This window comes from Streptomyces albidochromogenes (assembly GCF_005981925.1).
Taxonomy (GTDB): domain Bacteria; phylum Actinomycetota; class Actinomycetes; order Streptomycetales; family Streptomycetaceae; genus Streptomyces; species Streptomyces albidochromogenes.
Genome location: NZ_VBVX01000054.1, coordinates 1 through 21,780 on the forward strand (window position 1 = coordinate 1; position 21,780 = coordinate 21,780).

Genomic DNA, 21,780 nt, shown 5'->3' on the forward strand with positions numbered 1-21,780 from the left:
ACCCACGTCCGCTTCCTCCCACCCGGCAGCCCCGCCTCACCGCCCACCGCGGCCTACTGCCCGGTAAGCGTACGGCGCGCACCCTTCCGGAACCCGAAGTGCCCCTGAACGCATGGCGTTCAGGGGCACTTCGGGTGTGCGGCGCGACCGGCGCGTCAGCTCACGCGGTGACCGGCACAGCGGTCTTCCGCCCGGCGTCGCGCACGTCGTGCTCGTCGTCGAGCTCGTCGACCGGCGAGGCCGTGGCCGTGTTGTACGCGTCGTGGTCGAGGATCTTCTCGCGGGCCGCGACGATGACCGGCACGAGGGCCTGACCGGCCACGTTGGTGGCGGTGCGCATCATGTCCAGGATCGGGTCGATCGCCATCAGCAGGCCCACGCCCTCCAGCGGGAGGCCCAGCGTGGAGAGGGTGAGGGTCAGCATGACCGTCGCACCCGTCAGGCCGGCGGTGGCCGCCGAGCCGACGACCGAGACGAAGGCGATGAGCAGGTACTCCTGGATGCCCAGCTGCACGTCGAAGATCTGCGCGATGAAGATCGCCGCGAGGGCCGGGTAGATCGCGGCACAGCCGTCCATCTTGGTCGTCGCGCCGAACGGCACGGCGAAGGACGCGTACTCCTTCGGAACGCCGAGGCGCTCGGTGACGCGCTGGGTGACCGGCATGGTGCCGACCGAGGAGCGGGAGACGAAGGCGAGCTGGATGGCCGGCCAGGCGCCCTTGAAGAACTGGATCGGGTTGACCTTGGCGACGGTCGCCAGCAGCAGCGGGTAGACGCCGAACAGCACGATGGCGCAGCCGATGTAGACGTCGGCGGTGAACGTCGCGTACTTGCTGATCAGGTTCCAGCCGTAGTCGGCGATGGCGAAGCCGATGAGGCCGACCGTGCCGATGGGCGCGAGGCGGATGACCCACCACAGGGCCTTCTGCAGCAGCTCCAGGACCGCGTTGCTGAGCTTCAGGATCGGCTCGGCCTTCTCACCGAGCTGGAGCGCGGCGATACCGGCGACGGCGGCCATGAAGACGATCTGGAGCACGTTCAGTTCGGTGAACGGCGTGATGACGTCGGTCGGCACGATGCCGGTGAGGAAGTCGATCCAGGAGCCGGAGCCCTCGGGCTTCTGCCCGTCCTTCGGCGTGAGGCCCGTACCGGCGCCCGGGTTGGTGACCAGGCCGATCGTGATGCCGATGGCGACCGCGATCAGCGAGGTGATCATGAACCAGAGGAGCGTGCGGGAGGCCAGCCGGGCGGCGTTGTTGACCTTGCGCAGGTTGGTGATCGACACCAGGATCGCGAAGAAGACGAGCGGTGCGACGGCCAGCTTCAGGAGCTGGACGAAGATGCCGCCGACCTGCTCCAGCGTCGTCTTGAGCCAGCTGATGTCCTGGCTGCGGGCGAGCCAGCCAAGGAAGACGCCGAGCAGCAGACCAACGATGATCTGGGCCCAGAAGGGAAACTTGTCGGATATCCGGAAGCGGGTCTTCTGCTTCTGGGGCGCGCTGTCGGGCGCGGTCGCGGAGTTCGCGGACACGGACACACTCCGTTGAGGACGTATGGCGATACGGGGACGGGGGTGCGGCGGCCGTGAGCTGCACGGGACGTGCTGGAGCCGTGGGCGGTCGCCGCTGCGAGATGTCGCTTCTGGATGTCAGACGTGGCGGCGACAGGCCGCGGACATGCAGCGGCAGAGATCGACATGGAGGCGCGCCACCAGCACGAGCGGGACGCTCGGGTCAGGGGAGTGCGCGGCTGCTGTCGTCATGCCGAGAACGTTAACACTTGTACTTTGAGAACATCAAAGCTCTTCTTTGGGTACGCGCCCCCGCGCACCGCCCCGTACACGCCAACACCCCGGCCCCGGACGGGTGTCCGGGACCGGGGTGCCGGTCGGGCCGCTGAGTGTGACGTACCTTACGCGGCGCCTACTGCGTGAGGCCGTCCTCCTGGTTGCGGTTGGACTCCAGCCGGGCCTTCGCGCTGTCCACGCGCTCGACGATCCGCTCGGACATCGCGTCCCGCTGCTTGCGCAGCAGCACGAAGCTGAGCGGCGCGGAGACCACGATGGCGAGCATCAGGACCCACAGGAGGTTGGAGTCGCCGAGGCCGGCCGGGACCACACCGAAGTGGACCAGGCCCCAGATGACGAAGAAGCAGGCGACGAAGACGCCCAGGCGCATGGCGGTGTAGCGGATCGTTGCGTGCTTGGTGCTCACGGGGGACCTTCTTCTCAACGGCACCTAAAGGGTCCCTACCAGTCAAGCACAGGCCGTCGGCAAGCCTGCCGGGCCCCCGTCATTCCAGCGGCAGCAGCATGACGATGTCGTCACGGTCGTCGCCCGGTGCGACCCGGATCGCGCCGGGCACCCGCCCGACCTCCTTGTAGCCGCAGGAGGCGTAGAAGCGGTCGACACCGGTGCCGCCGCGGCAGGTCAGTCGTATCGCGTCGATGCCCCCGAAGCCGCGGACGGCCTCCTCGGCCGCCGCCATCAGGTCGCGGCCGTACCCCTTGCCCTGGTGGGAGGGGTGGACCATCACCGTGTAGAGCCACACCCAGTGCCGCATCAGCCGGTGGGTGTTGTAGGTGATGAAGACCGTCGCCGCGACCGCGCCCTCCTCGTCGTACCCGACGAGCAGCCGCGTCCGGCCGTCACTCATGGCGGCGAGGTGCTTGACCCACTCGGGCCGGATGTCGTCGACGGTCACGGGGGGTACGAATCCGACGGCGCCGCCCGCGTTGGAGACGTCCGCCCACAGGGCGAGGACGCCGTCGCGCAGGCCGGGGCCGATCCGGGGATCGAGAGCGAAGGTCAGCGCCATGCGGTCGACGATAAACGGATCAGCCGAGCGCCCGCGCCGCCATCCGCAGACCGGACACCAGGCCCTGGTACGCCGCCTCGCGTTCGTCGGCGCGCAGGACCGCCGAGGGGTACCCGGGCGTGCGCGACGCCGGCGCTCTCACCAACCGCCGCGAACGGCACGGAGCCACCCGTACGGGGTCAGACCCGCATCGCCTGGGGCGACTCGCGGCGGTCCGCCTCCGGGCCCGGGTACTCGCGGATGATCTCGTACCGGGTGTTGCGCTCCACCGGGCGGAAACCGGCGTCCCGGATCAGCTCCAGCAGGTCCTCGCGGCCCAGCTTGTTCGGCGTGCCGTAGTTGTCGGCGTCGTGCGTGATCTTGTACTCGACGACCGAGCCGTCCATGTCGTCCGCGCCGTGCTGGAGCGCCAGCTGCGAGGTCTGCACGCCGTGCATGACCCAGAAGACCTTGACGTGCGGGACGTTGTCGAAGAGCAGCCGCGAGACCGCGAACGTCTTCAGCACGTCGACGCCGCTCGCCATCGTCGTACGGGCCTGAAGGCGGTTGCGGATCTTGCCGTCCTTCATGTCCTCGAAGTCGTGCTGGTAGCGCAGCGGGATGAAGACCTGGAAGCCGCCGGTCTCGTCCTGGAGCTCACGCAGCCGCAGCACGTGGTCCACGCGGTGGCGCGGCTCCTCGATGTGCCCGTACAGCATGGTCGAAGGGGTCTTGAGGCCCTTCTCGTGCGCCAGGCGGTGGATCCGCGACCAGTCCTCCCAGTGGGTGCGGTGGTCCACGATGTGCTGGCGGACCTCCCAGTCGAAGATCTCCGCGCCGCCGCCGGTCAGCGACTCCAGGCCCGCCTCGATCAGCTCGTCCAGGATCTCGGAGGCCGGCATGCCGGAGATCGTCTCGAAGTGGTGGATCTCGGTCGCCGTGAACGCCTTCAGCGAGACGTTCGGAAGGGCCTTCTTCAGCTCGCTCAGCGACCGCGGGTAGTAGCGCCACGGGAGGCTGGGGTGCAGACCGTTGACGATGTGCAGCTCGGTGAGGTTCTCGTTCTCCATCGCCTTGGCGAGCTTGACGGCTTCCTCGATGCGCATCGTGTACGCGTCCTTCTCGCCCGGCTTGCGCTGGAACGAGCAGTACGCGCACGACGCGGTGCACACGTTCGTCATGTTGAGGTGGCGGTTGACGTTGAAGTGGACGACGTCGCCGTTCTTGCGCGTACGCACCTCATGGGCGAGGCCGCCCAGCCAGGCGAGGTCGTCGGACTCGTAGAGGGCGATGCCGTCCTCGCGGGTCAGCCGCTCCCCGGCCCGGACCTTCTGCTCCAGCTCGCGCTTCAGCCCCGCGTCCATGTACGGCCGCCTCCCATATGTCTACGTAAAACAGGCTCCACTTACGGTACGCCTAGCCCTCCTCGGGAAGTTCTCCGACCCGGTTCTCCCACTTCGTGGAGAGCACGATCGTGGTCCGCGTACGGGAAACGCCCCGCGTCCCGGACAGCCGGCGGATCGTCTTCTCCAGTCCGTCGACGTCGCCGGCCCGGATCTTGAGCATGTACGAGTCGTCGCCGGCGATGAACCAGCAGTCCTCGATCTCCGCGAGATCGCGCAGCCTGCGCGCCACGTCCTCGTGGTCCGCCGCGTCGGAGAGCGAGATGCCGATCAGCGCGGTGACGCCGAGACCGAGCGACTTGGCGTCGACCGTGGCGCGGTAGCCGGTGATGACACCCGCCGCCTCAAGACGGTTGATGCGGTCGGTGACGCTGGGGCCCGAGAGGCCGACGAGCCGGCCGAGCTCGGCGTACGAGGCCCTGCCGTTCTCCCTGAGGGCCTGGATGAGCTGCCTGTCCACGGCGTCCATATGCCTGAAGCCTTCCATTGTTCAGCAATACCGCGAGTTTATGTGTGCCATCTAAGGCGCGCAGGGCTCAACGCCCGGCGAAGTCTCTCAGACGATCAAGAGCGGGCATCCGACCGGTCGGTCCGGGAGGCTCCCAGCTGGCCCTCCCAGCGGCGGTACAGGCCGTGCGGCACCCCCGCCGCGTCCAGCACCCGCCCCGCGACGAAGTCCACCAGGTCCTGGATGTGGGTCGCGCCCGCGTAGAACGCCGGAGAGGCCGGCAGCACCACGGCTCCCGCCTCGTCCAGCGCCACCATGTGCCGGAGCGTCTGGCCGCTCAGCGGCGTCTCGCGCACCGCGACCACCAGCGGGCGCCGCTCCTTGAGCGTCACGCTCGCCACCCGTTGCAGCAGGTCCTTCGACAGCCCCAGCGCCACGCCCGCGACGCTCGCCGTGGACGCCGGGACGATCAGCATCCCCTTGGCCGGGTACGAGCCCGACGAGGGCCCGGCGGCGAGGTCCCCGGCGGCCCAGTACCGCACGTCGCCGACATCGGCCGAGAACGTGCCCGGCTTCCCGTCCGCGCCGCGCGCCAGCCAGGCGCGCAGGTCGTCCTGCCAGTGGGCGTCACGGAACGAGATCCCCGTCTCGTCCAGCAGCGTCAGGCGCGCGGCCCGGCTGACCACCAGGTCCACGCTCTCGCCCGCGTCCAGCAGCCCGCGCAGCACGGCGGCGGCGTACGGCGTACCGGACGCACCGGAGACACCGACGACCCACGGCCGGCGCGACGGCCGCTGACTGCGCGCATGTCCTGACTCCACGTGCCCGACCTTATCCAAGCGGGCGCGCGCGGAACCGAGTCAGGTACCCGGGACGTTCCCCTGACAGGCCGCACACCGGCCGTACGCACCGCAGGGGGATGCCATGTCACCGACCGCCGTCGACCGCCGCCGGAGCAGTCCGGCCAAGGCCGCCGCGCTGCTCATGCTCGGCTGGGTCGCGCTGTTGTGGGTCCTGGAGGCCCTGGACACCGCGACGGGCTCGCTGAACACGTACGGGCTGAGCCCGCGCGAGGTGGGTGAGCTGCGCGACGTACTGCCGATGTCGTTCCTGCACCACGGCTTCGACCACGTCGCCTCGAACACCGTGCCGCTGCTGATCCTCGGCTTCCTGGCGGCCCTGGGCGGCATACGCCGCTTCGTGGCCGTCGTCCTGACGATCATGATCATGGGCGGGCTCGGGGTCTGGCTCACCGCCCCGGCGTACTCCAACACGGCCGGCGCGTCGGTCGTCGTGTTCGGCCTCCTGGGCTACCTGCTGGTCCGCGGCTTCGTCGACCGCAGCGCGCGCGACATCGTCATCGGCCTGCTGGTCGGCGCGGTCTACGGCTCGCTGCTGTGGGGCGTGCTGCCCACGGACACCGCCGTGAGCTGGCAGGGCCACCTCTTCGGGCTGGTCGGCGGCGTGCTCGCCGCGTTCCTGTTCCGGCGGCGGCCCGCCGCCCTCACACCGTGAGGCCGCGCACCAGCAGGTCCAGCAGCGCGCAGACGAACAGCGCTATGCCGATGAAGCCGTTCGTGGAGAAGAACGCCCGGTCGAGGCGGGACAGGTCGTGCGGCTTGACGATGGTGTGCTCGTAGAGGAACGCCACCGCCACGACGACGAGGCCCGCCCAGAAGAACACCCCGGCGCCGGTGGCCAGCGCGTACCAGACCAGCAGCGCGGTCGTCACCGCGTGGCACGCCCGCGCGCCGTACAGCGCGGCCGGGACGCCGAAGCGCGCCGGCACGGACTTCACCCCGTGCGCGCGGTCCGCGTCGACGTCCTGGCTGCCGAAGATCAGGTCGAAGCCGCCGATCCAGATGCCGACCGCGAGGCCGAGGATCACCGCGTCCCACGACCACTCCCCCGTGATCGCGAGCCAGGCGCCGACGGGGCCCATGGCCTGGGCGAGGCCCAGGATGGCGTGCGGGAAGTTCGTGAAGCGCTTCCCGTACGGATAGACCACCATCGGGACGACGGCGATCGGCGCCAGCGCCAGGCAGAGCGGGTTCAGCGCGGCGGCCGCGCCGAGGAAGACGACGACGGCGATCAGCGCGCCGGTCCACGCCGACCTGACGGAGACCGCGCCGGTGACCAGCTCGCGGTTGGCGGTGCGGGGGTTACGGGCGTCGAGCTCGCGGTCGATGATCCGGTTGCACGCCATCGCGAACGTCCGCAGGCCCACCATGGCCACGGTGACGAGCAGCAGCTTGCCCCAGTGGATGTTCCGGTCCAGCTGGAACATGGCGGTCAGCGCGGCGATGTACGCGAAGGGCAGCGCGAAGACCGAGTGCTCGATCATCACGAGCCGCAGGAACGCCTTCGTCCTGCCGGGCCCGGGGACCGCGGCGGCAGCGCTGCTCACAGGCCGTACTCCTTCCAGCGGCGGTCGACCTTCGCCGCCGTCGCCGGGTCAGACTCGACCATGTCCGGCCAGCCGCCGTCCCGGGTGTAGCCCTCCTCGGGCAGCTTCTTCGTGGCGTCGATGCCCGCCTTGCCGCCCCAGAACTGCTGGTACGACGCGTGGTCGAGGTGGTCGACAGGCCCCTCGACGACCGTCAGGTCGCGGGAGTAGTCGGTGTTGCCGAGCGCCCGCCAGGACACCTCGTGCAGGTCGTGGACGTCGCAGTCCTTGTCGACCACGATGATCAACTTGGTCAGCGACATCATGTGCGCGCCCCAGATGGCGTGCATGACCTTCTGGGCGTGCTTCGGGTACTTCTTGTCGATCGAGACGATCGCGCAGTTGTGGAAGCCGCCGGACTCGGGCAGGTGGTAGTCCACGATGTCCGGGACGATGATCTTCAGCAGCGGCAGGAAGAAGCGCTCCGTGGCCCGCCCCAGCGGCCCGTCCTCCGTCGGCGGGCGGCCGACGACGATCGACTGGAGCAGCGGGCGCTTGCGCATGGTCACGCAGTCGATCGTCAGCGCCGGGAACGGTTCCTGCGGCGTGTAGAAGCCGGTGTGGTCGCCGAAGGGGCCCTCCGGCAGCGTCTCGCCCGGCTCCAGCCAGCCCTCGACGACGACCTCGGCGTTCGCCGGTACCTGGAGCGGCACCGTCTTGCAGTCGACCATCTCGATCCGCTTGCCCTGCACGAAGCCGGCGAAGAGGTACTCGTCGATGTCGCCGGGCAGCGGCGCCGTGGAGGCGTAGGTCACGGCCGGAGGGCAGCCGAAGGCGATCGCGACCGGCAGCCGCTCACCCCGCTTCGCGGCGACGGCGTAGTGGTTGCGGCTGTCCTTGTGGATCTGCCAGTGCATGCCGATGGTGCGCTTGTCGTGGCGCTGGAGGCGGTAGAGGCCGAGGTTGCGGACCCCGGTCTCCGGGTGCTTGGTGTGGGTCAGGCCGAGGTTGAAGAACGACCCGCCGTCCTTGGGCCAGGTGAAGAGGGCCGGCAGCATGTCGAGGTCGACGTCGTCGCCCGTCAGGACGACCTCCTGCACGGGGGCGCTGTCACCCTTGACCTTCTTGGGCGGTACGTGGGCCATCGCCCCGAGCTTGCCGAAAGCCTCCCGCACGCCCACGAAACCCTGCGGCAGCTCGGGCTTGAGGAGGCCGCCGATCTTGTCGCTGATCTCGGCGTACGACTTCAGCCCGAGGGCCTTGAGCAGCCGGCGGTCCGTACCGAAGACATTCATCGCCAGGGGCATGGCGGAGCCCTTGACGTTCTCGAAGAGAAGCGCGGGCCCTCCCGCCTTGTTCACCCGGTCGACGATCTCCCCGACCTCCAGGTAGGGATCGACTTCGGCCTTGATGCGCTTGAGGTCGCCCTCGCGCTCCAGCGCCCGGAGCAGGGAGCGAAGATCGTCGTAAGCCATGCCGTCCAGTATCCGGTACGCACTACGCTTGCCCCGTCACCGGGGCCGCGCACCGCGCCCCGCGGTCCGTGCCCCGGGAGCTAGCCCTCATGCTCAGGTATCTGCCGTTCCTTCTGGTCCTGGCGCTGTGGATCTACGCCTTCATCGACTGTCTGAACACCCCCGAGGACGAGGTCCGCCACCTGCCCAAGGTGGTCTGGGTGATCATCGTGCTGCTCTTCGGCGAGGTCCTGATCGGCCCGGTCGCCTGGCTCGCGGTGGGCAAGGTCCGCGGCGGCGCGCAGCGCGGCGGCCGGTCCTCGGGCAGGCGCCAGTGGGTCGCTCCCGACGACAACCCCGACTTCCTCAAGTCCCTGAAGGACGAGTCGGCGACACAGGAGCGGGAGGCGGACCTGCGCCGCCGCGAGGAGGACCTCAGGCGCCGCGAGGAGGGCGACCCGGAGGACCCGGCCCCGCCGAAGCCCTGACGCCCCCGGCTCCCCCGACGCGACCGCGGCCCTCCGGAAACTCGGTCACGATTTGCCGCACGTGATTCGAAAACCCGTGCACGCGTGAACTCACGGTACGTAAGCTGGAGTTGACGTAGCGACACATGTGGCTGGTGCGGGGGGCACTGTGGACAGAGAGCTGTTCGGACGCGAGGCAGTCCTCGACGGCCTCGCACCACGGCTCGTCGGTCTGCCTCCCCGCGGCTTCCAGAAGGTCCCCTACGAACACCGCGACGACCTGCCCGTCGTCGTGCTCACCGGCGGGCGCGGCATGGGCAAGACCGCCGTACTCAAACGCCTGCACACCGCCTACCGCTCACGCACCCCCGTCGCGCTGATCGACTGCGAGCGCGACCAGTTCCGCGAGCGCTCCCCCGAGGCGTCCCTCGCCTGGTCGCCCGTCACCGAGGCGCTGACCGAGCTCGGCGAGCAGCTCGCACCCGCCGTGCACGGCGCGGGGGCCGTCGAGTTCCCCCGCCTCTCCGCCGGGCTGCTCGCCGTCGCCAGCCTCGGCTGGCGCCCGCACGACGACGAGAACATCCTGGCGGAGGGCCTGCGCCTGGGCCTGCTGGCCGAGCCGGGTTCCCGCTGGCGCGGCCAGACCAGGACCTGGCTGTCGAAGGTCGTCGCCAAGTTCGCCGGCATGGCCTCGGGGATGCCGGGACTCGACGTGGTCGTGGAGACCACCGTCGAGTCCCTGCTGGACGACCTGTTCGGCCGCGGCCAGCGGACCTCCGCCCAGTGGTACGGCGACTACCCCGGGGCCGGCGGCCAGGCCAAGCGCGGACTCACCCTGCTCGCCCTGCACTTCCGGCGCGGCAGCGAGCACCGGGTGCGCGCCGAGCGGCACCTGGTCGGGGCGCTGCGGGCCGACCTGGAGGCGGCGTACCACGGGATGGGACGGCTGCGGCGGGTCGGACGGCCGCTGGTGCTGATCGACAACGGGCAGGCCCCGCTCGGGCGCCGGCTCGTCGAGCCCGTCCTGCGCGACCGGGCCGACGGCAAGCGCGATCCGGTGGTGCTGATCGCCGCGCTGCGCGGCTACGACCATCCGGCGCTGCGTCATGCCGTACGGCGGTCGCTGCCTGAGGTCCGGCACGAGCTGGGGTGGGAGCGCGGGCGCGAGGTCGCGTCGGGCGCCGTGACGGTGGAGCTGACGCCGCTCGACCCCGAGCACGTACGGCAGTTCCTCGACCGTACGGACCCCCGGCAGCTGACCCGGGCGCAGCTCGCGCGCGGGGTGCACCGGCTGACCGGGGGGCGGCCGGTGGGCGTCGACCTGCTGGCGCGGGCCGCCGGGCAGGACGAGCACCCCGAGCGGTTCACCCCGGGCTCGCTGCTCGGCGCGCCCGTGGCGCTGCGTGAGGACACCGAGGGGCGGCCGGTGGCCGACGAACTGCTCGGGCGGCTGGTGCCCGCCGCCCGGCTCGACTGGCTCACCGTGCTCGCCCCTGCCCACGACGTGCGGTCGGCCGAGGCGCTGGCGGCGTCGCGGCTGCCGCGCGAGGAGGGCCGCACGGGGCTCGCGGCCGTGCGCGACGCGCGGACGCTGCTCGCCGACGAGCACTGGGCGTCGGACCCGCGGCGGTTCGTCGGCGACCCGTTCCTGCGGACGCTGCTGCTGCACCGCCTGCGGTACGGCGATCCGGGCGCCTCCCGGTGGCGGGCCGTCCACCAGATGCTCCGGGACCACTTCGGGGACGCCGACGTGCCCCGCCGGCTGCACCACGAGCTGGCGCTGGGGGACACCGAGGGCGCCGTCACGTACCTGCGGGAGACCTTCGCGACGGCGGACGCCCGGGTCTGGCTGGACGAGCTGTGCCTCATCGCCTGCGCGCCGCACTTCGAGGAGGCGGACGGGCGCGCGGCGGTGGCGCTGGGCCGCACCGGTTCGCCGACGGGCGCCGACCCCGTACTGCACGCCCGGGTCCGCCGGCTGCTGTTCGCGGTCTGGCACCTGACCGATCCGCTGGCCCTTCCGGACGACGAGGTGACGGAGAAGATGGGGTACGAGTTGGGGCTGCTGTCGGAGCTGCACAGTTCCGGCAACGAGGTTCTCTGGCAGGCGTCCCGCTCCTGGCCGCGGGCCGTGCGCGACTGGCGCCCCCTGGGCAGCACGGGAGGCGGGTCATGACCGACTGGTTTCGCAGGGTGTTCTGGTTCACGCCGCTGCGCAAGGGGCTCACGGTGCTGCTGGTGCTCGCGGTGGTGTCCGGCCTCGCCTACGGCGTACACCGCGTCGCCAATCCCGACCTGACCTGCGCCGAGGGCGTCGCGCGCCCGGAACCCGACGCGGAGTGCGTCGGCGTCTCGGCGGACGGCTACGCGTTCGGCGTGGCCGCGCTGAAGGACGTCGCCGCGGCCATCGCCCGGGAGAACAGGGGGCTGACGAAGGGGGAGTACGCGACGGTGGCCGTGATGCTGCCGATCACGTCCACGGACAGCGGCATGCGCACCAAGGTCCTCCACGAGCTCCAGGGCGCGTTCCTCCAGCAGTACGCGGCCAATCACGACTCCAACGAGCAGGTGCCCAAGATCCGGCTCGTGCTCGCCAACACCGGCATGGGCAACGCGCACTGGCGCACGACCGTGGGGCAGCTCAAGGGGATGGTGGACGGGCCCGACAACCTGCGGGCCGTCTCCGGCGTCGCGACCAGCAGCGCCGAGACCAAGGACGCCGTGAAGGAACTCACCGGCGCCGGGATCCCGGTGATCGGGACCACCATCACGGCCGACGACATAGCCAACGGGCCCGACGGTGACCCGTACCCCGGTCTCGCCCGGGTCTCGCCCACGAACGGCGACGAGGCCCGCGCCATCGCCCAGTTCGGCAAGGTCGAGGCCAAGAAGGCCGTGCTGGTCCAGGACACGCGGCCCGGCGACCACTACACCGCCACCCTCAGAAAGGCGTTCGCCGACCTTCTGGCCGACGCCCCCTACGAGCCGCAGCTGTTCACCTCCCCGCCCGACCCGACGGACGAAGGCACCACCCCCAACACCTTCCGGCAGATCGCACTGCTGCTCTGCGGCACCCGGGACGCGGACACGGTCTTCTTCGCCGGGCGCCACACCCAGCTGCGGCAGTTCGTGAACGCGCTGGGGCAGCGGCCCTGCCAGCACCGCGAGTTCACCGTGCTGACCGGCGACGAGGGCTCCTACCTGGGCGCGGACGACCGGCTCGACAAGAAGGCGCTGGCCAACAAGGTGAGCGTGCGGTACGCCTCGCTGGCCCACCCCGACGCGTGGAAGGAGCCCGGCGCTCCCAGGACGGGCGGCTCCCCGGCGGCGTACAAGGTCTTCACGGATCTGCTGGAGAAGGCCGCCGACCCGGACATCGGGCCCATCGGCAAGACGTCGCTGCGGGACGGGCAGGCGATCATCGCCTACGACGCCATGGCCACGGCGGTGCGGGGCATCCGGGAGGCGACCGTGGACAAGCTGCCGGAGATCAGCGACGTCGTCACGCAGTGGCCGCAGCTGAAGGGGCCGCTGAAGGTCGAGGGCGCGAGCGGCTGGATCTGCCTGGACAACCACGGCAACCCGTACAACAAGGCGGTGCCGATCGTGGAGCTGGCCCGGGACGGCAGCCAGCGGTTCGTGGAGATCGCCTGGCCCGAGGAGAAGCCCCCGGCTCAGGACTGCCTGCCGCCGGGCGCCTCGTAGGCGGCGTACAGCTCCCGGTAGCGGTCCCGGGGCGACGCCGACCGGTTCCGGGGGCGGCCTTCGAGGGCCTCGGCGAGGTGTTCGAGGTGCTGGTGCCAGCCCGCGAGGCGGCTCAGCCGGTCCGGCTCGTCGGCGCACGCCACCTCGTTGGTGAAGCGCAGCACCGTGCCGTCGGTGGCCCCGGCCGGCGCCAGGTGGAAGCGGATCCGCCCGTGCCCGGCGACGGTGTACTCGGCCACGTGCTCCAGGTCCCAGGCGGTGACGGTGCCCTCGGCGACCGTGCCCCGGCCGCCGTCGCCGGCGTTCAGCCACCGCAGGGTGACCGCCCCGCCCAGACGCGCCTCCAGCGGATCGGCGTCCGCGAGCCACCCCCGCAGACCGGCGGGGGTGGCGACGGCAGGCCAGACCTGGTGCACGGGCCGCGCGAGCTCCAGCGTGAACCGCAGGACGTCCGTACGCTCCCGCCGCTCCCAGCTCCCCGCTCGGACCACACCCGCCATACGTCCACCCTCACCCCTGCACCGGCCCCGCGCACCCGCTGGAGCGGACCCTGTCCGAGGTCCGCTCCGGCATCCGCCCGCCCGGCCGGGCCTTCGGCGTACGGACCGGTCAGACGCCCGAGTAGGAGTGCAGGCCGTTGAGGACCATGTTCACGCCGTAGTAGTTCCACAGCCAGCAGGCGAACGCGAAGAGGGCCAGGTAGGCGGCCTTGCGGCCCTTCCAGCCCGCCGTCGCGCGGGCGTGCAGGTAGCAGGCGTACGCGACCCAGGTGATGAAGGACCAGACCTCCTTGGGGTCCCAGCCCCAGTAGCGGCCCCACGCGTCGCCCGCCCAGATCGCGCCCGCGATGATCGTGAACGTCCACAGCGGGAAGACGGCGGCGTTCACGCGGTACGCGAACTTGTCGAGCGAGGCGGCCGACGGGAGGCGCTCCAGGACCGAGGAGGCGAACCTGCCCGGCTCGCCGCCGCGGGCGAGCTTCGCCTCGTACGCGTCACGGAAGAGGTAGAGCAGCGTGCCGACCGCGCCGAGGTAGAACACCGCGCCGCAGAAGATCGCGGTGGAGACGTGGATCCACAGCCAGTACGAGTCGAGGGCCGGGACGAGCTGGTCGCTGTCGGTGTAGAGCCACGTCGTCGCGATGCCGAGGTCGAGCAGCACCGTGGTGACCAGCGGCAGGCCGGCCCAGCGGACATTCTTCCCGGCGGCCAGGATCCCGAGGAACACGCCGACGACCACCGTGGAGAAGGTGATCGAGAACTCGTACATGTTGCCCCACGGCGCGCGCTGCACCGACAGGGCGCGGGCGATCACGCCGCCCGCCTCGACGAGGAAGGCGAGCGTCGTGAGGGAGACGGCGACGCGTCCGTAGAGGTCGCCCTTCTCGGTGCCGCCCGCGGCGCCGGGGCCGTCGGGAACGTCACGCGTGCCGGCCGCGGAGCGGGTGACGACCTTCGGTTTGTCGAGGACCGTCGTGGAGCCGCCGGAGCGGACCGTGACCGCCGGGGCCGACGCGTCCGCGCCCCGCGCGGTCAGCGCGGCGGCCGTGCGGCCGACCTTGCTGCGGCTGCCGAAGACCCATTCGGCGATGAACGCGAGGAAGGCCAGCGTGTAGACGGCCATCGACGAATAGATCAGCACATTGCTGATGTTGGCGAGGTTCTCGTTGGTTGCGGCCGCGAGATTCACGCGCGGACTCCTTCGACAGGTTCAGCGGGATCAGGTGCCGTCGGCGCCTGTGAATTGAGCGTTGCGGCCAGGTCGGCCAGTTCCTCGGGGAGCTTCGAGGACTCACTGCGGCCGAGTCCGGCCATCTCGACGACGGTGACGCCGTCCTTGCCCCGTACGGCGCGGACCCAGATCCGGCGCCGCTGGATGAACAGCGATCCGGCGAGTCCCGCGATCGCGGCGATCGCGCCCACGAGCGCCGGCATGTTCCCGGGCTGCTGCGAGACCTGGAAGGTCGCCCACTCCCGCACGCCCTTCTCGAACGTGACGGAGCCCGCGCCGCCGGGCAGCTTCATGGTCTCGCCGGGCAGCAGCCGCTGCTTGAGGTCGGCGCCCTGCTCGTCCTTGAACGCCTTCATCTTGCGCTTGTCGAGCTGGTACACGTTCTGCGGCAGGCCGGCGTTGACGCCGAGGCTGCCGTGGAAGGCGTTGAGCGCCAGGACGGGGAAGTCGAGGCCCGGGTACTGCGAGAGCATCGTGCCCTTGCCCGCGCCGGCGAACGTCGGCACGAAGAACGCCTGGAAGCCCAGCTGGTCCTTCTTGCCGTCCTTGTCGCGGTAGCCGTCCATGACCTTGATCGCGCCGGACGAGGTGACGTTGGAGTCCATGGGCAGCAGCGGCACCGCGTCCTTGAAGACCACCTTGCCCCTGCCGTCCCTGACGGTGACGACCGGCGCGTACCCGTGCCCGATGAGGTAGACCTTCGAGCCGTCGACCTCCAGCGGCCGGTTCACCTCGATCACGCTCTTCTTCTCCGCGCCGTCCGCCCCCTTGGCGTACGTCACATGGGCCTCGTACGTACGGGGCGTGCCGCGCTGGGGGCCGGTGCGCTCGTACGTCCCGACGAACTTGTCGAGCGTGAAGCTGAACGGCGCGAGGTCGTGGTCCCGGTCGAAGAGCGACCCGGACTTGAAGTCGTCGTACTGCGTGAGCGTGTTGGCGAAGCCGCCGCCCTCGACGACCAGCTTGCCGCCCTCGGACTTGAAGAGCTGCCCGGCGGCGAAGGACACCAGCATCACGATGAGCGCGATGTGGAAGATGAGGTTCCCGGCCTCGCGCAGGTAGCCCTTCTCGGCGGCGACCGCGTCCCCGACGGTGTGCGAGCGGAAGCGGCGCTGCCGCAGCATCGCCAGCGCGGCCTCGCGGACCTGCTCGGGCTCGGCCTCCGTACGCCAGGTCGTGTACGCCGGAAGCCGCGTCAGGCGGCCGGGCGCGCCCGGCGGGCGGCTGCGGAGCTGGCCGACGAACTGCCAGGTGCGGGGCACGATGCAGCCGATGAGCGAGACGAACAGCAGGATGTAGATCGCCGAGAACCACACCGAGCTGTAGACGTCGAAGAGCCCGAGGTCGTCGTAGATCGGCGCGAGCGTCTCGTGCGCCGCCTTGAACTCCTCGACCTTCGTCTCGTCGACGCCGGTCTGCGGGACGAGGGACCCGGGGATCGCGCCCAGGGAGAGGAGGAAGAGGAGGATCAGCGCGACCCGCATCGAGGTCAGCTGCCGCCAGAACCAGCGCGTCCAGCCCGTCGTCTCGCGCCAGACCCAGGCGATCCGCCCGGCCGCGCCGGGCCCCATCACGCCGCCGAAGGAGCCGGGCACCGCCCGCTCCTGCGGGGCGGTGGACAGCTGGGCGCCGGCTTCGCCGAGCTCCCGCTCGTCGTGCTCGGCGGCCTCGGCCGCTTCGCCGGTCGTCTCGCCGGTCGTCTCGGTCTTGCTCATGGAACTCAGATCCCCACCGTGAAGCCTTGGGTCCAGCCCTGCATGTCCTGAATGATGCCGTTCCAGATCCCTGTGACGAGCAGGACGCCGGTCGCGATCATCATCAGCCCGCCGATGCGCATCACCCAGACGTAGTGCTTCTTGACCCAGGCGAACGCACCCAGCGCCCGCCGGAACGCCATCGCGGCGAGCACGAAGGGCACGCCGAGGCCGAGACAGTACGCGACGGTCAGTACGGCCCCGCGCCCCGCGCTCGCCTCGGTGAACGACAGCGTCGTGACGGCGCCGAGCGTGGGACCGGTGCACGGCGCCCAGCCGATGCCGAAAAGAGCGCCGAGTACGGGCGCTCCCGCGAGTCCGGCCGCCGGCCGCTTGTGGAAGCGGAACTCGCGCTGGGTGATCCAGGGCATCAGTCCCATGAAGAAGAAGCCCATGAGGATCATCAGCCCGCCGAGCACCCGCGTCAGCGTCTCCTGGTAGTCCTGGAGCGTCTGGCCGAAGTAGCCGAAGAGCGCCCCGGTCGAGACGAAGACCGCGGTGAAACCGAGCACGAAGAGCGAGGCGCCGGCGACCATGCGCCCCCGTCTGGCGTCCGCGAGGTCGGTGCCGCTGATCCCGGTGACGTACGACAGGTAGCCCGGTACGAGCGGCAGCACGCACGGCGAGAAGAACGAAACGAGCCCGGCGGCGACGGCGATCGGCAGGGCGAGGATCAGGGCACCGCTGAGAACCGTCGGGTTCGGGTCGGTGACCGCGGCGGCGAGAATGCTCACGGGGTCACTTCTCCGCGATCAGCGGGTCGATCATCTTGCGCAGCTTCTTTTCGTTGAGGGCGGTCAGCGAGCGCGCCGCGATCCTGCCCTCGCGGTCGATCACGATCGTCGACGGAATGGCCTGCGGATGCAGGCTGCCCTTCGGGAAGCGCAGAAGGAGCTTTCCGATCGGGTCGTACAGGCTGGGGTATTCGACGCCGTAATCCTCTTCGAACTTGATCGCCGGCTGCGTGGACTGGTCCCGGGTGTTGATCCCGACGAACTCGACGCCCTGGTTTTTGGTCTCCTTGGCGATCTTCGCGAAATGCGGCGCCTCGGCCCGGCAGGGCGGGCACCACGAACCCCAGACGTTCATCACGACGACCTTGCCCTTGAAGTCGCCGACGTCGAGCTTCTCGCCCTGGAGGGTCTTGCCGTCGAGCTCGGGCGCGTCCTGGCGCTCGCCCTTGGCGACGGTGGAGATGCCGCCCTCGGCGGCCACGAAGTTCGTGCCGCCCGAGCCGGACGACGTACTGCCGTCGCCTCCGCACGCGGAGAGGGCGAGTGCGCCCGCGATCACGACGGCGCCCGCCGACGTGGCGCGGCGGGTGCGGTTCGAGCGGCGGCGGGAGGCGCGGCTGAGGCTCATGTGAAAAGTTTCGCATGGGCGTTCCCGTGATCTTCCGCGCCCCCCGCGGTGCCCGTAAAGCCCCTTGTCAAGACGCCTTAAGGAAAGACTTCCAGCCACCCGTCGGGGACTGTCCGACCTGGAGGGTGCGGAGCTTGGCGAGGATCTTCGGATCCTGTACGTCGAGCCAGTCGCAGAACTGCCGGAAGGAGACCAGGCGTACGTCCTTCTTGCCCGCCATGCCCTTGAGCGCTTCCTCGACGGCGTCCATGTAGATTCCGCCGTTCCACTGCTCGAAGTGGTTGCCTATGAAGAAGGGCGCGCGATTGCTCTCGTACGCCCGCCGGAAACCGGCGAGATAGGCCCCGGCGGCCTGCTTCTTCCAGCCGGGGTAGCGCGACGGCATGCCCTGGGTGGAATTCTTCGACTGGTTCGCGAGGATGTTGTAGTCCATCGAGAGCACCTCGAAGGAATGGCCGGGGAACGGCATGGCCTGGAGCGGCAGGTCCCACAGGCCGCCGCGCTTGACGGGCCACATCTGGTGGCCGCCGGGCGAGCTGGCGTCGTAGCGCCAGCCGAGCTTCTTCGCGGTCGGGAGCAGGTTGTCCTGGCCGAGGAGGCAGGGGGTGCGGCCGCCGACGAGTTCCTTCTCGTAGTCGAAGGGCAGCGGGTCGAGGTCGGTCCAGCCGCTGTGGGTCTTCCAGCGGGTGACGAACGACTTGGCCTGGGCCGTCTCGTTCTCCCACTGGGCGGGCGTCCAGTTCCCGACGGAGCCGGAGCCGGCGCAGAAGTGGCCGTTGAAGTGGGTGCCTATCTCGTGGCCTTCGAGCCACGCCTGGCGGACGTACTTCAGCGTGTCCTTGATGTGGGCGTCGGTCAGGTAGCCGATGTCGGAGGCGCCCACGGGGTTGTTCGGCGGCTTGTAGAGGCTCTTCTTCGACTCGGGCAGGAGGTAGAGCCCGGAGAGGAAGAACGTCATCGCCGCGTCGTGATCCTCGGCGAGCTTGAGGAAGCGCGGGAACAGGCCGTTGCCGACCTCGCCGGCCCCGTCCCAGGAGAAGATCACGAACTGCGGCGGGGTCTCGCCCGGCTGGAGGGGGACGGGCTTGTCCGGCTGGTTCGGCTGCTTGCCGGTGTCGGCCGTGGAGCCGTCGCCTATCAGCCGTATGTCGTCACCGCTCTTGCCGGGCGACGGCGTTCCGGCGCCGCCCTTGCCGCCGGAGCCCGGCCCCGAGGCGCCGCAGCCGGCCATGCCGACCGCGGCCGCCGCTCCGAGTCCCAGTCCGAGCAGACCCCTTCGACTCATGTCCCGCATACCGTCGCCCCATCCGCGCTTGTCGTCCCCGTTGACGTCCGCCGGTCATACAAACGGACACCGGGTAAGAGGCGGTGGTGGCGAAACGGGTTCCGACGAACCGGCACATTCTTGCCAGCGGTGGCCGGAAAGCGGGATCGTTACGCGCCGAACGCCTTCGCTCTGCCCTTGACCGGCTTGGCGCCGGCCAGCAGGTGCGCCGGTACGAGATCACGGGCCGGCTCGCTGTAGCCGACCGAGACGATCTTGTCGCCGTCGAAGGTGAACGAGGTGAGCGAGGCGAGCGTGCACTGCCGCTTGCGCGGGTCGTGCCACAGCCGCCGCCGCTCGACGAAGCTGCGCAGCGTCCAGATCGGCAGCTGGTGGCTGACGGCGACCGCCTCGTGCCCGCGCGCGGCGTCACGCGCGGCGTTGAGCGCGCTCATCATCCGTACGACCTGCTCGATGTACGGCTCGCCCCACGACGGCTGGAAGGGGTTCGTCAGGTGCTTCCAGTTCGAGGGCCTGCGCAGCGCGCCGTCGCCGACCCCGAAGGTCTTGCCCTCGAAGACGTTGCCCGCCTCGATGAGCCGTTCGTCGGTGGCCAGGTCGAGACCGTGGGCCTTGGCGATCGGCGTCGCGGTCTCCTGGGCGCGCTCCAGCGGCGAGGCGACGACGTGGGTGATGTCCCGCTCGGCGAGGTGCTCGGCGACCCGGTCGGCCATCTGCCGGCCGAGCTCCGAGAGGTGGTACCCGGAACGGCGCCCGTACAGCACCCCGTCCGGATTGTGCACTTCGCCGTGGCGCACGACGTGAACGACCGTGGTCTCGCTCATGCCGTGGCCTCCGCTGCGGCGCGGGCGGCGGCGGGAAGGGCGGCGGCGACGCGCTCGACGGCCCGCGCGTCGTGGGCCGTCGAGACGAACCAGGACTCGAACGCGGACGGCGGCAGGTACACGCCGTCGGCCAGCATCGAGTGGAAGAAGGCGTTGAAGCGGAAAGCTTCCTGCTTCCGCGCGTCGTCGTAGTCACGCACCTCGTCGGCCGTGAAGAACACCGAGAACATGTTGCTGGCCGTCTGGACGCGGTGCGCGACACCTTCCTTGGTGAGCGCCGCGCTGACCAGCTCCTGGATCTCGCGGGACACCGCGTCGACCATCGCGTACGCCGCGTCGTCCAGCAGCCGCAGCTGCGCGAGACCGGCGGCGGTCGCGATCGGGTTCCCGGAGAGCGTGCCGGCCTGGTAGACCGGGCCCGCCGGGGCGAGGTGCGCCATGACGTCCTGGCGGCCGCCGAACGCCGCCGCCGGGAAGCCGCCGCCCATGACCTTGCCGAAGGTCATCAGGTCGGGGGCGACGCCGTCGACGCCGTACCAGCCGGCCTTCGACGTACGGAAGCCGGTCATGACCTCGTCGGAGATGTAGAGCGCGCCGTCGGCCCGGCACAGGGCCTTAAGCCCGGCGTTGAAGCCCTCGACCGGCGGGACGACGCCCATGTTGCCGGGCGAGGCCTCGGTGATCACGCAGGCGATCTCGCCGGGGTGCGCGGCGAAGGCGGCCCGGACGGCGTCGAGATCGTTGTACGGCAGAACGATCGTGTCGCCGGCCTGCGCGCCCGTCACACCGGGCGTGTCCGGCAGCGCGAACGTCGCGAGGCCCGAGCCGGCGGCGGCGAGGAGCGCGTCCACGTGGCCGTGGTAGCAGCCGGCGAACTTCACGACCTTCGCGCGGCCGGTGAAGCCGCGGGCGAGGCGGATCGCCGACATGGTCGCCTCGGTGCCGCTGGAGACCAGCCGCACCTGCTCGACCGGCGCGACGCGCGCGACGATCTCCTCGGCGAGCGCGACCTCGCCCTCACCGGGCGTACCGAAGGACGTGCCGCGGGAGACGGCCTCCTGGACCGCCGCGATGACATCGGGGTGGGAGTGGCCGAGGATCATCGGCCCCCACGAGCACACGAGGTCGACGTACTCACGGCCGTCGGCGTCGGTGAGGTACGGACCGGAACCGGACACCATGAACCGGGGCGTACCGCCCACGGCACGAAATGCGCGGACCGGAGAGTTCACGCCGCCGGGCGTCACAAGGGACGCGCGGTCGAAAAGCGTCTGCGAAACTGGGGCGTCATAGGGGAAGCTCACACAAGCCATGGTGTCAGAGGCTCCGACGGTCTTGCGGACTGGTGTTTCACCGCACGGGCGTGGGGGAGGTCACTGACACGATGATCGGGTTGCGCGGCCGGGGCCGCGAGTGGTCGGGTGGAGATATGCATCGCGGTGGCGGAGTGGGCGAGGGGACCGACGACCTGGGTCCCGAGCGGGCCCAGGGCGGCCGGCATCGGCGTGAGCGCGAGCGGGAACGCGGAGCGAGAGCGGCCGGCGAGCGCGAGGCGAAAGCGAGCGCGAAGGCGGACACGGGAAACAGGAGTGGCCGGGTGGGGGTGACCTACAAGTACTTCGGCGCTCCGAACGGAGCCACCGCGGCCCGCGTGCCGATCTCGATGCGGCCGGAGGAGCTGGGCGGCGACGAGCTCGGCATGGGCGGCATGTTCACGAAGATCAAGCCGGAGACGGTGGCCGCCATGGTCCTGACCGGCATCGAGGGCATACCTCTGCACAAGGTCCCGCCGCTCGAACTGGTCGTGCTCCACCCCGACTACGCGGTGGTCAAGCTCCCCATGACGGTCGTCGACCCACTGCGCGGCATCGGCGAGGAGTCGGTGGGCGCGGCGGCCTTCATCTGGTCGACGGTCCCGGACCGCGGCGGGCCGCGCGACGCGTTCAACGTCTACCAGCTGCTGCACGAGTGGCAGGACTTCAGCCACCGCCTGCACGAGGCGGGACACCAGCCGTACTGCCTGGTCTGGCCCTGACCCGGCCGGCCCGGCGGTCCGGCGCCGCGCCGTGCGTGTGACGTACAACCTTGTGCGTGCCTCGCAGGTCTTCCTGGTGACCACGATCGTGGTCGCGCCCTGAGGAGACCGTCATTCCCGCCATACGCAA

At 70.5% G+C, this 21,780-nt stretch carries 22 protein-coding genes; 5 read left to right on the forward strand and 17 right to left on the reverse strand.

Annotation, left to right across the window (positions count from 1 at the left end):
* Positions 1-160: 160 nt before the first annotated feature.
* The 7 genes from E2E34_RS10205 to E2E34_RS10235 form a co-directional block, all read right to left on the reverse strand.
* Entirely contained in the window at positions 161-1,531 is a 1,371-nt protein-coding gene (locus E2E34_RS10205; protein WP_138901574.1) for a dicarboxylate/amino acid:cation symporter, read from the reverse strand.
* A gap of 391 nt (positions 1,532-1,922) precedes the next feature.
* Positions 1,923-2,177: a DUF4229 domain-containing protein gene (locus E2E34_RS10210; RefSeq protein ID WP_069930527.1), complete on the reverse strand. Its 255-nt coding sequence runs from the start codon at positions 2,175-2,177 to the stop codon at positions 1,923-1,925.
* 115 nt (positions 2,178-2,292) lie between these two features.
* Positions 2,293-2,817 carry a GNAT family N-acetyltransferase gene (locus E2E34_RS10215; protein WP_138901575.1) on the reverse strand — a complete coding sequence of 175 codons (525 nt, stop codon included), beginning with the start codon at positions 2,815-2,817 and terminating at the stop codon, positions 2,293-2,295.
* A 19-nt stretch (positions 2,818-2,836) separates the two neighbouring features.
* The gene (locus E2E34_RS10220; protein WP_425573405.1) at positions 2,837-2,959 is read right to left on the reverse strand and encodes a hypothetical protein; all 123 of its coding nucleotides are present in this window, start codon (positions 2,957-2,959) and stop codon (positions 2,837-2,839) included.
* A 37-nt stretch (positions 2,960-2,996) separates the two neighbouring features.
* Complete coding sequence (gene mqnE / locus E2E34_RS10225; protein WP_069927546.1) at positions 2,997-4,160, reverse strand: aminofutalosine synthase MqnE; 1,164 nt, start codon at positions 4,158-4,160, stop codon at positions 2,997-2,999.
* A 52-nt stretch (positions 4,161-4,212) separates the two neighbouring features.
* The gene (locus E2E34_RS10230; RefSeq protein ID WP_069927547.1) at positions 4,213-4,668 is read right to left on the reverse strand and encodes an Lrp/AsnC family transcriptional regulator; all 456 of its coding nucleotides are present in this window, start codon (positions 4,666-4,668) and stop codon (positions 4,213-4,215) included.
* Between the two features lie 95 nt (positions 4,669-4,763).
* Complete coding sequence (locus tag E2E34_RS10235; protein WP_138901576.1) at positions 4,764-5,468, reverse strand: UbiX family flavin prenyltransferase; 705 nt, start codon at positions 5,466-5,468, stop codon at positions 4,764-4,766.
* A 103-nt stretch (positions 5,469-5,571) separates the two neighbouring features.
* Between E2E34_RS10235 and E2E34_RS10240 the strand changes: the two genes are divergently transcribed.
* On the forward strand, positions 5,572-6,162 hold the full coding sequence (locus E2E34_RS10240; RefSeq protein ID WP_138901577.1) for a rhomboid family intramembrane serine protease: 591 nt from the start codon (positions 5,572-5,574) through the stop codon (positions 6,160-6,162).
* Here E2E34_RS10240 and mqnP read toward each other — a convergent pair.
* Together mqnP and E2E34_RS10250 are read right to left on the reverse strand one after the other, a co-directional pair.
* The gene (gene mqnP, locus E2E34_RS10245; RefSeq protein WP_138895732.1) at positions 6,152-7,054 is read right to left on the reverse strand and encodes a menaquinone biosynthesis prenyltransferase MqnP; all 903 of its coding nucleotides are present in this window, start codon (positions 7,052-7,054) and stop codon (positions 6,152-6,154) included. The two genes, E2E34_RS10240 and mqnP, sit on opposite strands and share 11 nt — an antisense overlap.
* Complete coding sequence (locus tag E2E34_RS10250; RefSeq protein WP_138901578.1) at positions 7,051-8,508, reverse strand: menaquinone biosynthesis decarboxylase; 1,458 nt, start codon at positions 8,506-8,508, stop codon at positions 7,051-7,053. The genes mqnP and E2E34_RS10250 overlap by 4 nt, the downstream gene beginning before the upstream one ends.
* A gap of 89 nt (positions 8,509-8,597) precedes the next feature.
* On the opposite strand from E2E34_RS10250, the gene E2E34_RS10255 reads away from it, so the two are divergent.
* The 3 genes from E2E34_RS10255 to E2E34_RS10265 all read left to right on the forward strand — a co-directional run bounded on the left by E2E34_RS10255 (position 8,598) and on the right by E2E34_RS10265 (position 12,659).
* Positions 8,598-8,975, forward strand: a complete 378-nt coding sequence (locus tag E2E34_RS10255) for a PLD nuclease N-terminal domain-containing protein (RefSeq protein WP_138901579.1) — start codon at positions 8,598-8,600, stop codon at positions 8,973-8,975.
* 148 nt (positions 8,976-9,123) lie between these two features.
* Positions 9,124-11,130: a hypothetical protein gene (locus tag E2E34_RS10260; RefSeq protein WP_138901580.1), complete on the forward strand. Its 2,007-nt coding sequence runs from the start codon at positions 9,124-9,126 to the stop codon at positions 11,128-11,130.
* Positions 11,127-12,659 (forward strand): ABC transporter substrate-binding protein, encoded by a 1,533-nt coding sequence (locus E2E34_RS10265; RefSeq protein WP_138901581.1) that lies wholly within the window; start codon positions 11,127-11,129, stop codon positions 12,657-12,659. The genes E2E34_RS10260 and E2E34_RS10265 overlap by 4 nt, the downstream gene beginning before the upstream one ends.
* On the opposite strand, the gene E2E34_RS10270 is transcribed toward E2E34_RS10265, so the two are convergent.
* The 8 genes from E2E34_RS10270 to hemL all read right to left on the reverse strand — a co-directional run bounded on the left by E2E34_RS10270 (position 12,629) and on the right by hemL (position 20,928).
* Positions 12,629-13,159 carry an SRPBCC domain-containing protein gene (locus tag E2E34_RS10270; RefSeq protein ID WP_138901582.1) on the reverse strand — a complete coding sequence of 177 codons (531 nt, stop codon included), beginning with the start codon at positions 13,157-13,159 and terminating at the stop codon, positions 12,629-12,631. The two genes, E2E34_RS10265 and E2E34_RS10270, sit on opposite strands and share 31 nt — an antisense overlap.
* Positions 13,160-13,268: 109 nt before the next feature.
* Positions 13,269-14,348: a c-type cytochrome biogenesis protein CcsB gene (gene ccsB, locus E2E34_RS10275; protein ID WP_138901583.1), complete on the reverse strand. Its 1,080-nt coding sequence runs from the start codon at positions 14,346-14,348 to the stop codon at positions 13,269-13,271.
* The gene (gene resB, locus E2E34_RS10280; RefSeq protein ID WP_138901584.1) at positions 14,345-16,105 is read right to left on the reverse strand and encodes a cytochrome c biogenesis protein ResB; all 1,761 of its coding nucleotides are present in this window, start codon (positions 16,103-16,105) and stop codon (positions 14,345-14,347) included. Before resB ends, ccsB begins: the two co-directional genes overlap by 4 nt.
* Before the next feature lie 5 nt (positions 16,106-16,110).
* Complete coding sequence (locus E2E34_RS10285) at positions 16,111-16,872, reverse strand: cytochrome c biogenesis CcdA family protein (protein WP_138901598.1); 762 nt, start codon at positions 16,870-16,872, stop codon at positions 16,111-16,113.
* A 10-nt stretch (positions 16,873-16,882) separates the two neighbouring features.
* Entirely contained in the window at positions 16,883-17,506 is a 624-nt protein-coding gene (locus E2E34_RS10290) for a TlpA family protein disulfide reductase (RefSeq protein WP_138901585.1), read from the reverse strand.
* Between the two features lie 67 nt (positions 17,507-17,573).
* Positions 17,574-18,800, reverse strand: a complete 1,227-nt coding sequence (locus E2E34_RS10295; RefSeq protein ID WP_138901586.1) for a polysaccharide deacetylase family protein — start codon at positions 18,798-18,800, stop codon at positions 17,574-17,576.
* A 140-nt stretch (positions 18,801-18,940) separates the two neighbouring features.
* Positions 18,941-19,615, reverse strand: a complete 675-nt coding sequence (locus E2E34_RS10300; protein ID WP_138901587.1) for a histidine phosphatase family protein — start codon at positions 19,613-19,615, stop codon at positions 18,941-18,943.
* A complete protein-coding gene (hemL, locus tag E2E34_RS10305; protein WP_138901588.1) occupies positions 19,612-20,928 on the reverse strand; it encodes a glutamate-1-semialdehyde 2,1-aminomutase in 1,317 nt (438 codons plus the stop codon). Before hemL ends, E2E34_RS10300 begins: the two co-directional genes overlap by 4 nt.
* A 116-nt stretch (positions 20,929-21,044) precedes the next feature.
* On the opposite strand from hemL, the gene E2E34_RS10310 reads away from it, so the two are divergent.
* Positions 21,045-21,650: a hypothetical protein gene (locus E2E34_RS10310; protein WP_138901589.1), complete on the forward strand. Its 606-nt coding sequence runs from the start codon at positions 21,045-21,047 to the stop codon at positions 21,648-21,650.
* Positions 21,651-21,780: the final 130 nt, after the last annotated feature.